The sequence below is a fragment of the Psychrobacter sp. JCM 18902 genome, assembly GCF_904846615.1.
Lineage (GTDB): Bacteria > Pseudomonadota > Gammaproteobacteria > Pseudomonadales > Moraxellaceae > Psychrobacter.
Map to the genome: position 1 here is coordinate 1,963,296 of NZ_CAJHBK010000001.1, position 15,585 is coordinate 1,978,880.

Genomic DNA, 15,585 nt, shown 5'->3' on the forward strand with positions numbered 1-15,585 from the left:
TTAATTAATCAGAAACTAGAGTTTTAATTTCTCTTACTTTTTATTTGATCAACCATTGAACCAATTTGGATATTGTTATGACCTTTCCTAATTCAAAACCTGAGCAACCTGCTGCTATTGATATTCCTAGTAAACCACAGCGCATTAAACTCACTCAGGATATTGATTTCTTTGCGTTGTTCAAACGTATTGAGCGCGCTTTTGAGACCTGCTATTTGCTCGAATCATTGGGCGAAGATGGACATATGGCGCGTCATCATGCGATTGGTTTTGATCCAGTGATGACCATTACCGCTATCGATCGTACAACCCTCGCGATTACTGATAATAAAACCGCTGAAACCAGTCATTATCAAACGGATAATCCTTACGAGCTACTGCGCAAAATTACGCCACAGCACGTCATTGCTCGCGACCAAAGCGGTGGTCTTGTCGGTTATTTGGGTTACGACAGTGTCAATTTCTTTGAACACAGTCTCAATGCTAAAGCGAGCGATGACTTTGAACCGTTTAAATTTGGCGTATATTTGGATGGTCTAACGCTCGATAAGATGACCGGTGAGATTTTCTACTTTTATTATCCAACTGCGCAGCAAGAAAATCGCATCGAGCAAATCAAAGCGCTACTTGATGAGCAAATTCCAAGCTATGAGCCGCCTACAGTTGAATTTTTGGGTGACGGCATGAGCCAAGAAGAGCACGCTAAAGCCGTCATGCAAGTCAAAGAAGACATCATCTCAGGGCGTATCTTTCAGTGTGAGGTTGGCTTTAAATCCAAATACCGTATTGCCGGCGATAAAATGCCCATTTATGAAAAATTGCGGTCGGTCAATCCGTCGCCGCACATGTATTTTATGAAATTTACCCAGCAGTGCATCATTGGTGCCTCGCCTGAACTGCTATTTCGCTTGCGCCAAGGTGAGATGGAAACCTATCCATTGGCAGGTACTGCCAAGCGCGGCGTCGATGTCATCGAAGACCGACAGCTTGCCCGTGCATTGCTCAACGATGCCAAAGAGATTGCCGAGCACAATATGCTAGTCGATTTGCACCGCAACGATATCGGCCGTGTGGCACAATTTGGTACGGTAAAAGTACGTAGCCTCATGGATATCAAACGCTTCTCTCATGTGCAACATATCTCTTCTGAGATCGTCGGAATCTTGCATCCTAATGAAGATATGTTTAGCGCCCTTGCCAGCAACTTCCCCGCCGGTACTTTGTCAGGTGCGCCAAAAGTTGAAGCGATTAAAGTCATCAATGAGCTAGAACCAGATGGTCGCGGTGCTTATGGTGGTGCGCTTGGATCGTTTAATTTTAATGGTGATTGTATTTTTGCCATTCCTATTCGCAGCCTATTCATCAACGGCGAATCCGCTTATGCGCAGACCTGTGGTGGTAATGTTTATGACTCCAATCCTGCTGATGAATATCTAGAAATTCAGCGTAAATTGTCTGCCATGAAAGTAGTATTAGACAGTTTTATGAACCCGTAAATTGTGTATATTTTGCCAAAGAGTGGATAACCCATGAATGTTTTAATTATAGATAACTACGACTCCTTTACCTTTAATCTTTACCAATATATCGGAGAGATTTTGCAGACGATGGACGGCGATAAAGCCGCGAACGTCATTGTTAAACGTAATAATGAGATAACGTTAGCAGATGTACAGGCAATGAATCTTGACCGCATTATCATTTCACCCGGCCCTGGCGCTCCTGACGACCCTGCCTACTTCGGTATTTGTGCCGAAGTAATTGAAGTCATGGGTAAGACGACGCCGCTATTGGGTGTCTGCTTAGGTGTGCAAGGGATTGCGCATGTGTTCGGCGGCGATGTGGTACGGGCGAGCGTGCCAATGCATGGCAAGGTATCCTCCATTCGCCATGATGGCGCGGGTGTCTATCAAGGCTTGCCACAAGAGATTGAAATCATGCGCTACCACTCATTGATGGTAAAAGCAGACACCTTACCAGATTGCTTGGCTGTCACAGCTGTCGTTGCTAATGACGCTCATGCTGAGTTCAGCCTAACCGAATCTGCGCTAGCAGGTGAGGAGATTATGGGGTTACAGCATAAAGACTATCCCATTCAAGGTGTGCAGTTTCACCCAGAGTCATTTGCGACGGAAGGTGCCAAACGCTTGCTGACGAATTTTTTACTACAAGTGTAAATCTTGATGCTTAAGTTTGGGGGATATGACACCAAAGGGTGATAAGCCAAAGACATAAGCCACAAACAAGCGTACCTCTAACTCAAATAAATTGAATTTTATGTCTAACTGACTTGTGTTCGAACTTAATTAACGCTTTAATGATAGATTGAAAAAATAAACAAAAGACAGCCCTTACTCGGGTTGTCTTTTGTTATTTCAGCACAGTAATGAGTGATGAGCGACGAGTCAAAAAAACACCCTTAACTAAAAAACTGACATAGCTTATTATTTGGATTTTCTAGAAAATAAAATAGAGAGTGATATGGCAAATACCGAGGGCGTAATGTCAGCACGGCAGTCATGGATAGGCACCATTCAAATTATCACAGCCGCTGTCTGCTGGGGTACGTTGGGGATATTCTCGACCTACCTCAATCAAATCGGCTTTAGTGGCTGGCAGATTACGATCTTACGTATCGTGACCGCGGCTTTTCTTATTCTTGTCATGCTACCAAAATTATGGCCGCATCTTATCAAGCTTCGTCAAAAGCAGTGGCTTGGACTGGCATTGCAGTCTTTGATTGGCGTACTTGGTATGTCGGTATGCTACTTTTTTGCTGTGATCTATGTCGGTGCTGGGCCTGCGGTTGCCTTGCTTTATACTGCACCTGTGTTTAGTTTATTGTTTTCGGCATTCTTGCTTGATGAATCTATCACTCGCCAGTCGGCATTACTGGCGCTCATGGCGGTATTTGGTGTTGGATTGACGATGCTGGGTGAGCAAGCGCAAGTCAACTGGGGCATCCTATTAGGACTGCTAGCAGGCGTCTGTTACTCCTTATACGGGGTACTGGGCAAGCGCGCGATGCACGATGCACACCCTGCACCTTTGGTGTTTTTTACCTCTATTATCATCAGTGCTGGTGTACTGCTATTATTACCTGAAACCTATCAAACCTATGGGCGGTTATTGAGCTTACCCTTACATACTTGGGGCTATGCCTTGGGGTTGTCTTTGATTGGAACCGTCGTGCCCTTTGCGCTTTATATGAAAGCATTAGAGAAACTACCTGCCACTCGTGCATCAGTATTTACGATTTTTGAGCCATTGACTGCCATTGCCCTTGCCATACTATTACTGCATCAATCCTTATCTTGGATTCAATATGTGGGCGTGGTATTAATCTTACTGGCAGCTTTATTTAATGCCATATTAAACGGCACTGCCACTCGCGTACCACGCTGGCTAAAAAGGCGGCAAAGAATTTAGTCTGTACTCTTTAAGGAGTTTGAACAGCCTTGGTACCATTGCTATTAAACGAAAAAAAGCCCCAACTATATCGATATAGTCGGGGCTTTATTCTGCTTGACACTTTGCTTAAGAGATAAGTATTTATGCCATAGATAGTTGCTAAATAACTTGGACTGTCTTGATGATATTACTGTTCAATACGCTGCAAAAAGGCCTGCGTACGTGGATGAGTAGACACTTCGAACATCTGCTTAGCGCTACCTTCTTCGACCACATGACCATCCTCAATTAACACCACATGATCTGCCACATCACGAGCAAATTTAATCTCATGAGTCACAACGACCATCGTCCAGCCTTCAGATGCCAGTTGCTTCATCGTGCCCAGTACATCTTGTACCAATTCAGGATCGAGCGCAGAGGTCGGCTCATCGAATAATAATAGCGAAGGCTCGATAGCGAGCGCACGAGCAATGCCGATACGCTGCTGCTGACCACCAGATAGCTGGAACGGATACAGATCTGCCTTATCCGATAAGCCTACTTTATCAAGTAATGCCAGTGCCTGTTCGCGGGCTTGCGCCTTAGTTTGCCCTTGCACTACCGTCGGCCCAAGCATTAAATTCTCAATCGCGGTCTTGTGTGGAAACAAGTTATAAGACTGAAATACCATGCCTGATTTACGCTGCAGCGCCAGCAATGTTTTTTTCTTAGGCTTGGTAGCGAAATCAACCGTTAAGCTACCATCATCAAAAGCAATGATGCCTTGATCAGGAATTTCCAGCGCATTCAAGCAGCGTAAAAAAGTGGTTTTACCAGACCCTGACGGTCCTAATATCACCACTACCTTGCCTTTTTCGATGGTCAAGTCGATGCCTTTAAGCACTTTATTGCCACCAAAAGCTTTGTGAATATTAGTGACTTGAATCATAAAGCTTCCTGTTGTACTGATATCTGTTTGCTAATAACACACGCTTATCGACGCGGCATTACCATCCTATACTGTCCAAATTATCAAGGGTTTATTTCGCCACGTAGCGATCAAGTCTGGTTTCAAGCTTACCTTGAATAAAGGTTAAGAACAGACAAATACCCCAATAAATAATCGCCGCTTCGGTGTAGACCAACATAAATTCATAGTTACGTGCCGTGATGATTTGCGCCTGTTTAAATAGCTCGGTTACCAATACCAATGACGCCAAAGACGTGTCTTTTACTAGGCTGATAAAGGTATTGGATAACGGGGGTACTGACACCCGAAGTGCTTGCGGCAAAATCACATGACGAAAGGTTTGTAGATACGTCAAGCCTACCGTCGAGCCTGCTTCCCACTGTCCTTTTGGAATGGACAAAATAGAGGCACGCACCGTTTCTGACGCATAGGCGCCAATATTGAGTGAAAAGGCAATAATCGCTGAGGGAAAAGGATCAAGCTTTACCCCGATACTTGGCAAACCGTAGAAAATAATGAATAGCTGAACCAGCATCGGTGTCCCGCGAATGGCGGACACATAAATACGCGCAAGTCTGTATATAATTTCATGGAACCAGCCAGCACGCGGTACGATACGAATCAGCGCTACTGTCAGCGCAATAGCCATACCAATCGCAAATGAGATCAACGCCAGCGGTATCGAATAATAAATACCGCCTTTAAGCATTGGCCAAAATGAATTGATGACAATTTGCGCCCGCGCAGGATCCATGAATGGTAGTAGTGCCAGTAACTCAGCTAGCATTGACGTGATAGACGCTAGCATTATTTTTGTTGACTTATATCAGCACCAAAGAACTCTTCGCTAAGCTTGGTCAGCGTCCCATCGGCTGCTAATGCGGCCATTGCTTCATTGAGTTTTGCCACCACAGCGTCATCCCCTTTGATGAGTACTAGACCTGAACCAGTCTGCTCACTAGCAGGCGCTGTCAGTTTGATCTCAAGTGCTGCATCTGGGAATTTTTTGAGATAATCCAATACTGCCAGATTATCATTCATCGTGAAGTCAGCACGGTCTTGCTTAACCAGTTGAATCGCTTGCGCCATACCATCGACAGGGACGATTTCTGCGCCGTAGCGTTCTGCAAGCTCACCATAGTTGCTGCTCAGTGATTGCGCAGTACGCAGACCTTTTAAACCTTCCCACGAGCTATAACGATTGTCATCAGTCGGTGCTAGTACAACCGCGCCCGACCAGCTATAAGGCATGGCTTTGTCATACTTAGCCAAACGCTCAGGCGTGGTCAAGCTTACTTGATTGGCCACCATGTCGAAGCGTTTTGAGTCAAGACCTGCCAGCATAGCATCCCACTGGGTCTCTTTAAATTCAACGTCTACGCCTAGTTTATCCGCAACCGCACGTGTCACTTCGACATCATAGCCAGTTAGCTTGCCACTCTCATCATGATAGGTAAATGGCGGATAAGTACCCTCTGTACCGACGTTGATGGTGCCACCATTATTGATACGTTGCAGCAAATCAGAGCCACCCGTCGCGGCACTGTCTGTCGCATTGGTTTCTGCTTCATTGGTAGTAGACTGACCACAAGCGGCAAGTAGCATAGTACTGGCGGCAAGTGCTAAAAGAGTACGACGTTTCATAAGACGTCCTTATAAGAGTGAATGAATAATGCAAAAAGGTATCGTGCCAATAAAACCATAGCAACAAATAAGGATAAGACCAGCACAGGCAAATACTATAATAAAGTATTTGCGCCGCATTATTTAGCTTTGGCTGCTCGATTTGAGGATGCTCAGCATATTTTTCAATACTGTTTCTATATTATCTTTGAATTTTTGGACATTTTTTAGGCAGATCTTAACGTTATTATTGCCAATTAAATAGCCATTTATTCATATACTAGCGCACTTCAGAAAGAATAAACGTACAAAAACAGTGAGCATGCGTAAGACTACTATAATTCACCGGAGAATTGATAGCGATCGCCTGCATGCCACATCTTCACAAAGGTCAATACTCGACCTGCTGAATACGTCTGACGACGCAATACCAATGTCGGCGATTGCGGTGCGATTTGCAGTAGCGCGGCTATCTCATCTGGTGCCGCCAGTGCACGAATGGTATAGCGACCGCGCTCTAGTGGACTTTTGGCAATGAGATAATCACTGGTGTTGACCACACTAAAATCCTGCTCAATAAATTCTGGCACCTTTTGCGCATCCACCCAGCGCTCTTCAAACTGTATGGGCTGACCATCCGCAAAGTGAATGATTTTTACCTCGTATAAAACAGCAACGTCGCTGCTACTATCTGCGCCAGTACTGTCATCCATTACGGTTGTGTTAGAAGACACAGCTACTTCATCAATATCAAATTTACGCCGTAATTCATCATCCAACATCGCAGCCGTAAGTATGCGTTTACTCACCACTTGCGCCTGATAATCGCGGTTGGCAGATTTTAAATCCTGCGCGATATTACGCACTTCTACAAAAGTGTGATTGAACTGCTGCTGGGCGACAAACGTCCCCGACCCTTGCCGGCGCTCTAGCACTCGCTCTTCGCTCAGCTCTTTTAGCGCGCGATTGACCGTCATACGCGATACGCTAAACTCTTTTGCCAACGCCATTTCTGTAGAAATTGCCTTGCCCGCTTGCCATTTGCCCGAGTGTATATTGTCTAATATGGCGTTTTTAATCCGCTGATATGCCGGAATCGTCTTTGTCATGTCCGTGTTTAACCGTTAATTTCACCAATAATAATAGCGCCATAATATCACGAGATAACGTCATGAACCTTGGCAAAACACCCTAACTTCTGTCTATCTACCAAAACCCTCACAAAAATAATTGAGTCATTTATAAAAAATTGCTTGCATGAAAAAAGTATCTTTGATAATTTGTATATACAACTTTACGACAGTGCTAAAAAATCTGCGTCATCTAATCGATATTTCGCTGAATTTATAGACTGACGGTAAAACACTTACTTTGATTACTTTATCGTCTTAACAGATATCACAAGGATATGATAATGACTACTGACCATGGAACCAATAAAGAGACTAAGCTGACTCGTCGTGATGAGAGCCGCGAAATCGCTGCGCCCACGGGCAGCGCCCTACATTGCAAAAGCTGGCTGACCGAAGCACCTTATCGCATGCTGCAAAACAATTTGCATCCTGATGTGGCCGAAAACCCTAAAAGCTTAGTCGTCTATGGTGGTATCGGACGCGCAGCCCGCAATTGGGAAAGCTATGATCAAATCTTAGCGTCATTAAAAGAATTGGAAGACGATGAGACGTTGCTCGTGCAATCAGGCAAGCCAGTTGGCGTGTTTCAAACGCACGAAAATGCCCCGCGTGTATTGATTGCAAACTCTAACCTTGTACCACGCTGGGCCACGTGGGAGCACTTTAACGAGCTCGATCGCAAAGACTTGATGATGTATGGTCAAATGACGGCTGGTAGCTGGATTTATATCGGTACGCAAGGCATCGTGCAAGGGACATATGAGACCTTTGTGGAAGCAGGTCGTCAGCATTATGATGGCAGCTGGACAGGTCGTTGGATTTTGACCGCTGGTCTTGGTGGCATGGGCGGCGCGCAGCCACTAGCCGCGACCTTTGCAGGTGCGACTTCATTAAACATCGAGTGTCAGCAATCTAGTATCGATTTTCGCTTGCGTACTGGTTATGTCGACAAGCAAGCCGATGACTTAGACCATGCTTATGAGCTCATCAAACAGCATACCGACGCGGGTGAAGCGGTCTCTATTGCCCTACTTGGTAATGCAGCAGATATCTTGCCAGAGATGGTCAAGCGCGCCAATGCTGGCGGTATGAAGCCTGATCTAGTGACCGATCAAACCTCAGCACATGATTTGATCAATGGTTACTTGCCAGTTGGCTGGACAGTAGAAGCATGGAAAGCTGCGCAAGAAGATTCAGAGCAACATGCAGCATTAACCAAAGCCGCCGCTCAGTCTTGTGCCGTACACGTACAGGCGATGCTAGACTTGCAGGCAATGGACATCCCAACGACCGATTATGGCAATAACATTCGTCAGGTGGCTTTTGATGAAGGCGTTAAAGATGCCTTTAATTTCCCAGGTTTTGTCCCCGCGTATATTCGTCCGCTGTTCTGCCAAGGCAAAGGCCCCTTCCGCTGGGTGGCGCTGTCAGGTGATCCAGAAGATATCTATAAGACCGATCAAAAAATCAAAGAGCTGTTCCCTGAAAACACCCATATCCATCGCTGGCTCGATATGGCAAAAGAGCGTATTCAATTCCAAGGTTTGCCTGCCCGTATCTGCTGGTTAGGATTAGGTGAGCGTGACAAAGCAGGGCTCGCATTCAATGAAATGGTCAAAAACGGCGAGCTAAAAGGCCCTATTGTCATTGGTCGTGACCACTTGGACACAGGCTCTGTTGCCAGTCCAAACCGTGAAACTGAAAGCATGAAAGATGGCTCAGATGCGGTATCTGATTGGGCATTATTGAATGGTATGCTCAACGTCGCAGGCGGCGCAACTTGGGTATCGCTGCATCATGGCGGCGGCGTTGGCATGGGCTACTCGCAGCACTCAGGTATGGTCATCGTCGCAGACGGTACTGATGCTGCAGCCAAACGCTTGGCACGAGTCCTAGTCAACGATTGTGGCTCAGGGGTTATGCGTCATGCGGATGCAGGCTATGAGCTGGCGATCAAAACAGCGAAAGATTATGGTCTAAATTTGCCGATGATTAAGTAGCATACCCTTTATCCTTATAAGTGATTATTTGACATAAGGATATCATCGACATTTTATCAAGGAGGATAATGTGATTGAGCAAAATACGACACTAAATCTCAAGGATGCAGCAGCGAAACCAACTGAATCACTACTGTCTAAACCTGTAGCGTTACTGCAACTGATAGTCTTTAGTGCTATCGGTTTGGTCATGTTTTTTGTGCCATTTACCATTGGTGAGAAAAGCACGATTTTGTTCGATCATGGGGCAACTTATCTGGTCAATCAGCAGCATACATTGTCTGTGACGTTATTGTTTTTACTGATGATCTTTGGGGTAAGCAAGCCATTTATAGACGGCTCATGGCGTAAAAACATTACCCACATGATTATGACTGCTTTTAAAATCATTGGTCTGATACTGGCAGTGATGTATGTTGCTGACGTAGCGCCTGCCTTTATGATGGAAAAGGACATGCTGCCGTTTTTGTTTGAAAAACTGGCATTACCAGTCGGTATGATTGTACCGCTTGGGGCATTAATTTTAGCATTTTTGGTGGGTTTTGGTTTGCTCGAGATGGTCGGTGTGCTCATGCAGCCGATCATGAAACCTATCTGGAAAACCCCAGGTTCATCAGCGATTGATGCGGTCGCATCCTTTGTTGGTAGCTACTCTATCGGGCTGCTCATTACTAATCGTGTCTACTTGCAAAAGCAATATTCAGCGCGCGAAGCCATTATCATTGCGACTGGCTTTTCGACCGTATCAGCGGCATTTATGGTCATTGTTGCCAAAACGCTTGGTCTGATGGAGTTCTGGAATGTGTTCTTTTGGTCTACGCTAGTGATTACTTTTATTGTCACTGCGATTACCGCTCGTATTCCGCCCATCAGTCTGTTTGATGATAGCGTCGAACGTCCAACGATAGATCATAAAGGCAGCACTCGTTTGGCAGCAGCATTTGCTTTGGGTTTATCCACATCTCGCCAAGCTACTGACCTCAAGCAAATTTTATGGTCTAACTTTCGCGATGGTCTAACGATGGCTGCCGCTATTGTGCCTTCTATCATCGCTGTCGGCTTAACAGGATTACTATTAGCAAAATATACGCCTGTTTTCGATGCGTTAGGTTTGCTGCTTTATCCATTTACTTGGCTGGGTGGCCTACCAGAGCCGCTCGTCGCGGCTAAAGGGATGTCAGCAGGATTGGCTGAGATGTTCTTGCCAGCATTACTACTAAGTGATGCAGATATATTGACACGTTATGTCGCAGGGGTAATCTCCATCAGTAGTGTGCTGTTCTTCTCAGCCATGATTCCTTGTGTGCTGGCGACCGAGATTCCTGTCTCCGTTGGCAAAATGGTCGTCATTTGGTTTGAGCGCGTGGTACTCAGTATTTTATTGGCTGCGGCATTCGGACATCTAGCCATGTACTTCAACTGGATTGGCTAAAAAAACAAATTTAATAACAAGTATTATGTTAACTAAAAACATTTAAAAAACGTCATTTCAACCAAGGCATGAATCAAAAATAATATAACCCATGTGTCTTACAATACTAGGATCATCTTATGAACGATATCAAACAATTAACGCTACACCCTCGCCAGCTTAGCTTTAAGATGCTACGTGATATCTATGAGCAACCTGTCATATTGACATTACCTGAGAGTGCTTATAAAGCTATCGATGCCTCACACGAAGATGTGCGTACGATTATTGCCAGAGACAAAAGCGCTTATGGAATCAATACTGGTTTTGGCCTGTTAGCAAAGACCCGTATCAGTGATGATCAGCTTGAGCTACTTCAACGTAACCTGATTGTTTCTCACTCAGTAGGCACTGGTGAAGCGTTACCAGACGGCGTAGTGCGACTGATTATGGTGATGAAAGTGGCCAGCCTAGCACAAGGTGTATCAGGCGTACGCCGCGAGGTAGTGGACAGCTTACTTGCCTTAATCAATAATCAAATCACGCCAAACATTCCGGCTAAAGGCTCAGTTGGTGCTTCTGGTGATTTAGCGCCTTTATCACACATGACGCTTGCAATGATGGGTGAAGGCGATGTGTTTGTTGACGGTAAAAAAGTGCCCGCAGCAGACGCGCTAGCCCAGCATGGACTTGAGCCCATCACCCTAGCAGCCAAAGAAGGCCTCGCGCTTATCAACGGTACGCAGGTATCAACTGCGCTAGCATTACGTGGTTATTTCTTAGCGCGTGATTTGCTTGAAACCGCGACTATCGTTGGCTCACTATCGATTGATGCGGCAAAAGGCTCGGACTCACCATTTGATGCCCGTATTCATGATGTGCGTGGTCATCACGGTCAGATCGAAATCGCCAAAGCACACCGTCAATTGATCAAAGGCAGTGCCATTCGCGCCTCACATGACGGCGAGCAGGATGACCGAGTGCAAGACCCTTACTGCCTACGCTGCCAGCCGCAAGTCATGGGTGCCTGTCTTGATATCATCAACCAAGCAGGTAAAACGCTATTGATTGAATCTAATGCCGTAACCGATAATCCGCTAATTTTCAATAACGAAGATGGCCCAGTCGCTATTTCAGGTGGTAACTTCCATGCTGAGCCAGTCGCTTTTGCCGCTGATATTCTGGCCTTGGCAATCGCCGAGATTGGCTCTATGTCTGAGCGCCGTGTCGCTTTGCTAATCGATGCGACGCTATCAGGTGGTCTGCCGCCGTTCTTGGTCGACAATGCTGGGGTGAACTCAGGCTTTATGATTGCTCATGTGACCGCAGCCGCACTGGCATCGGAGAACAAATCTATCGCTCATCCGGGTAGCGTTGACAGTATCCCAACCTCAGCCAACCAAGAAGATCATGTGTCAATGGCGACCTATTGCGCACGCCGCCTATACGAGATGGTACAGAATACTGCCACCATTATCGGTATTGAGCTATTGGCTGCCGGTCAAGGGATTGATTTTCATCGCGGATTAGAGACTTCAGAGCCTTTAACAGTGGCACACCAGAAACTGCGTGAGAAGGTGACTTTCTATGACAAAGATCGCTACCTAGCGCCTGATATTGAAGCGGCCAAGCAGTTGGTATTAGACGGTACGCTTGCTGAGCACTGGCAGTCATTACGTAGCGACTGGTATGAGCCTAAATAAGCGTTAGATAATTGAAAGGAATGAGCAATGGCCATAACGATAATTAGCACAACCGTGAGTCATACAGCGGCTGACATGACACTATGGACAGGCCGTGCAGAGCCATTTGAGACGGCGCGTGCCCGCTACTGGTATCAGCTCGCAAAGCCTTACGAGGATCAAAATATTGGGCTAATTGGCTTTGCATGTGATCAAGGGGTTAGGCGCAATCAAGGCCGCGTGGGTGCACGAGCTGCCCCGCCGCTGATTCGCCGAGCGTTTGCGACACTGCCGGTCATTGCGCCATTGCAAACACGCTATGATAATCAACTGGCGACATTGTTGGGTGATGCAGGCGATATCTATTGTCACGACGATGATGACTTTGCCGCGCACACTCTTGAGCAAGCTCAGCTCGAATATGCGGATAAGGTGAGCGCTATCGTCAAACAAGGCGGCTTGCCCATTGGTCTTGGTGGTGGTCATGCCATCGCCTATGGTAGTTTTTTGGGACTATGGCAGGCATTAGAAAATACAAGTGATACCAGTACCGATACCAATATTATTACCAATATTAGTACCACACCGACCATCGGCATCATTAATTTTGATGCGCATCTTGATATTCGTCAGTCGGATGTGGCGACCTCTGGTACACCGTTTCGTCAAATTGCCAAGCATCTTACTGAGCAAAGTCAGCCATTTAACTATTGCTGTATTGGTGTTAGCCGGTTTTCTAACACTGCAGCACTCTTTGATCGTGCTGAGCAATTAGGTGTGCATATCATCAGTGATGAAGATTGCACCAATAAGAAATGGAAAAAAATTGCTGCTCAAATAGCAAGTTTCATCGATAGCGTTGATATTGTTTATTTAACCATTGATATGGATTGCTTGCCATCGAGCGTGGTGCCGGGTGTGAGCGCACCTGCAGCCTTTGGTATTGAGCTGGGTTTCGTTGAACGCGCGGTCAAACTTATTTTATCTTCTGGTAAAGTAAAAATGGCCGACATTGCCGAGATTAATCCCACCTTTGATATTGATGCACGTAGCTGTAAAGTTGCGGCAAGACTATTAGCGACTATTATAGAGCAGCATTTACTGACTCTACAAATAAAGACTTATGAATAAAACTTTAAAGATGAATTTTATATATTCACATGACTATCAGTATTAAGCAGGAGCTTATTATGAACAACTCTAGCGCACAGATACTCGACAAATCTATTAATACTACAGATGATAAAGACATCCTGACATCGTTTGACCACATCATTATCAATGCCAATCTTGCAACGTTTTCCGCCCATTATGGTTTTAATGGTAGCGACCATGTGCCTTACGGGCAACTGGAAGATGCTGCCATCGGTATTATTGATGACAAAATTGCGTGGATTGGCTCTAATAAACAAATAACTGATCACCTGTCTCATTACTCAGCAGGGCAAATAAAAAATGCTCATGGCGGCTGGATAACTCCTGGACTTATCGACTGTCACACTCACATCGTTTATGGTGGCAATCGCAGTAACGAGTTTGAGGCACGTTTGACTGGCGCTAGTTATCAAGACATTGCGGCACAAGGTGGCGGTATCGTCTCAACCGTCACTGCTACCCGCGCTGCCAGTATCGAATCGCTATTTGCACAAAGTGAGAAACGCTTAATAGCACTTATGAAAGAAGGCGTCACCAGTATCGAAATCAAATCGGGCTACGGCTTAGATTTAGACACGGAACGCAAAATGCTCACGGTTGCTCGCCAGCTTGGTGACAAGCACAATATCCATGTGAGCACCACTTATCTAGCAGCGCATGCCCTACCACCTGAATACAAATCTCACATACAGGACCGCTCGGATGACTATATCGAGCAAGTGTGCGAGTGGCTACCAATCTTGCATTCAGAGGGCTTGGTCGATGCGGTCGACGGCTTTTGTGAAAATATTGCCTTTAGCACTGAGCAAATCAGACGCGTTTTTGAGGTGGCACGCTCATTAAACCTACCAGTCAAACTGCACTCTGAGCAATTATCTGACATAGGTGGCAGTGCCTTGGTTGCCGAATATAAAGGGCTATCAAGCGACCATTTAGAGCATTTATCAGAAGACGACATCAAAAAAATGGCGGCCAGTGATACCGTTGCAGTTCTATTGCCCGGTGCATTTTATACCCTGCGGGATACCAAGTTGCCACCCATTGAGGCATTACGCAGACACCAAGTACCTATGGCAGTTTCAACTGATTGTAATCCAGGTACATCACCGCTGACATCGCTACTGTTAGCAATGAATATGGGCTGTACGCTATTTTACTTAACGACTGAAGAGGTACTGGCAGGCTCAACCGTTTATGCAGCACAAGCGCTGGGGCTATCTAATAAAGGTAAAATAGAAGTTGGCTGTGATGCAGATTTAGTCCTATGGGATATCGCCCGCCCTGCGGATTTGGCTTATCAGATGGGACTAAACCCTATTAACGGCATTATGGTTCAAGGCAAGTGGCGTGAGACGGTATAGCGAACTTATCTAAATACTCACATTAAAAAAGCCCCAGTCATTGAATGGTTGGGGCTTTGTTAATAATAAATGCACGGCTTTGCTATCTCATTTTCAAAAAACTGAGTAGCAAGAAAAACGACTATTAGCGATACCTATCATATCTATCTATCTATCTATCTATCTAACTTACTTACTTACTTAGCTATTTCTTAAACTTATTGTTAAATACACTGCCAGTATTGGCATCAACATTTAGCCAAATGATACTATTACCTTTGAGGATATCAGCTTCATAATAGGACGCATGATCACTATAATCTCGGTCGTTTTTAAACTCAATCTCGATAACACGGCCGCCCGATTGTTTTTCAGCAATTTTCATTGCCTGTTTAACATCAATCTTCGCTTGTTTAAGTGCCTTATAATCTACCAGATCATCACTGTCTAATCGTTCCACATCCGTACTGATCACTCTACCATTCATGGCGTCAATTTTGATTTCATAGTTTCGGCTACTGGTTACAAATTCCATCTCATACACACCGCCTTGCGCTTTATCATCATCGTGATCAAAGCTGGCACTCATCAATAGACCAGATGACTTTTTCGCCGCAATATTTATTGCTTGTTGTAAGCTTATTCTACTGGCTTTGGCGGCTTGAACCTCACTTGCTAGCGGTTGCTGCGTAGATGCATAGATTGTCGTAGTTAACATAGCCGCACCCACTACTACTGCAGTACGAGTACCCAAAGTCGTTAGCGAAAATGGCTTGAAAATCTTGCTCATAACGGTCTCCACAAAATTAATCTTATTGAGTGTTCTAAAATTATTATCTTTTAAAAAACACACATTATCAATAGGTCAATCGTATCAC

13 protein-coding genes are annotated in these 15,585 nt (G+C 45.3%); 8 read left to right on the plus strand and 5 right to left on the minus strand.

Annotated elements, in window-relative coordinates; genetic code table 11:
• Positions 1–77 precede the first annotated feature (77 nt).
• The 3 genes from JMY05_RS08030 to JMY05_RS08040 all read left to right on the plus strand — a co-directional run bounded on the left by JMY05_RS08030 (position 78) and on the right by JMY05_RS08040 (position 3,429).
• Positions 78–1,496, plus strand: coding sequence for an anthranilate synthase component I family protein (locus JMY05_RS08030; protein ID WP_045444422.1), 1,419 nt, complete (start codon positions 78–80; stop codon positions 1,494–1,496).
• A gap of 33 nt (positions 1,497–1,529) precedes the next feature.
• The gene (locus JMY05_RS08035) at positions 1,530–2,177 is read left to right on the plus strand and encodes an anthranilate synthase component II (protein WP_045444419.1); all 648 of its coding nucleotides are present in this window, start codon (positions 1,530–1,532) and stop codon (positions 2,175–2,177) included.
• Positions 2,178–2,481: 304 nt separating this feature from the next.
• Positions 2,482–3,429, plus strand: coding sequence for a DMT family transporter (locus tag JMY05_RS08040; RefSeq protein WP_201614769.1), 948 nt, complete (start codon positions 2,482–2,484; stop codon positions 3,427–3,429).
• A gap of 169 nt (positions 3,430–3,598) precedes the next feature.
• On the opposite strand, the gene JMY05_RS08045 is transcribed toward JMY05_RS08040, so the two are convergent.
• The 4 genes from JMY05_RS08045 to JMY05_RS08060 all read right to left on the minus strand — a co-directional run bounded on the left by JMY05_RS08045 (position 3,599) and on the right by JMY05_RS08060 (position 7,095).
• The gene (locus JMY05_RS08045; protein WP_045444416.1) at positions 3,599–4,342 is read right to left on the minus strand and encodes an amino acid ABC transporter ATP-binding protein; all 744 of its coding nucleotides are present in this window, start codon (positions 4,340–4,342) and stop codon (positions 3,599–3,601) included.
• Positions 4,343–4,433: 91 nt separating this feature from the next.
• Positions 4,434–5,117, minus strand: a complete 684-nt coding sequence (locus JMY05_RS08050; RefSeq protein WP_201502793.1) for an amino acid ABC transporter permease — start codon at positions 5,115–5,117, stop codon at positions 4,434–4,436.
• Positions 5,118–5,170: 53 nt separating this feature from the next.
• On the minus strand, positions 5,171–6,007 hold the full coding sequence (locus tag JMY05_RS08055; protein ID WP_045444411.1) for an amino acid ABC transporter substrate-binding protein: 837 nt from the start codon (positions 6,005–6,007) through the stop codon (positions 5,171–5,173).
• Positions 6,008–6,321: 314 nt separating this feature from the next.
• On the minus strand, positions 6,322–7,095 hold the full coding sequence (locus JMY05_RS08060) for a UTRA domain-containing protein (protein ID WP_201614771.1): 774 nt from the start codon (positions 7,093–7,095) through the stop codon (positions 6,322–6,324).
• A 305-nt stretch (positions 7,096–7,400) separates the two neighbouring features.
• On the opposite strand from JMY05_RS08060, the gene hutU reads away from it, so the two are divergent.
• From hutU to hutI, 5 genes are all read left to right on the plus strand, one after another.
• The gene (gene hutU / locus JMY05_RS08065; RefSeq protein WP_201614773.1) at positions 7,401–9,119 is read left to right on the plus strand and encodes a urocanate hydratase; all 1,719 of its coding nucleotides are present in this window, start codon (positions 7,401–7,403) and stop codon (positions 9,117–9,119) included.
• Between the two features lie 70 nt (positions 9,120–9,189).
• Positions 9,190–10,551, plus strand: coding sequence for a YjiH family protein (locus JMY05_RS08070; protein WP_201614775.1), 1,362 nt, complete (start codon positions 9,190–9,192; stop codon positions 10,549–10,551).
• 119 nt (positions 10,552–10,670) lie between these two features.
• On the plus strand, positions 10,671–12,233 hold the full coding sequence (gene hutH / locus JMY05_RS08075; RefSeq protein WP_201614777.1) for a histidine ammonia-lyase: 1,563 nt from the start codon (positions 10,671–10,673) through the stop codon (positions 12,231–12,233).
• A 27-nt stretch (positions 12,234–12,260) separates the two neighbouring features.
• The gene (gene hutG, locus JMY05_RS08080) at positions 12,261–13,343 is read left to right on the plus strand and encodes a formimidoylglutamase (RefSeq protein WP_045444405.1); all 1,083 of its coding nucleotides are present in this window, start codon (positions 12,261–12,263) and stop codon (positions 13,341–13,343) included.
• 59 nt (positions 13,344–13,402) lie between these two features.
• Positions 13,403–14,728 (plus strand): imidazolonepropionase, encoded by a 1,326-nt coding sequence (hutI, locus tag JMY05_RS08085; protein WP_201614779.1) that lies wholly within the window; start codon positions 13,403–13,405, stop codon positions 14,726–14,728.
• 184 nt (positions 14,729–14,912) lie between these two features.
• Here the strand turns inward: hutI and JMY05_RS08090 are convergent, their stop codons facing one another.
• Entirely contained in the window at positions 14,913–15,497 is a 585-nt protein-coding gene (locus JMY05_RS08090; protein ID WP_045444402.1) for a PepSY domain-containing protein, read from the minus strand.
• Positions 15,498–15,585 lie beyond the last annotated feature (88 nt).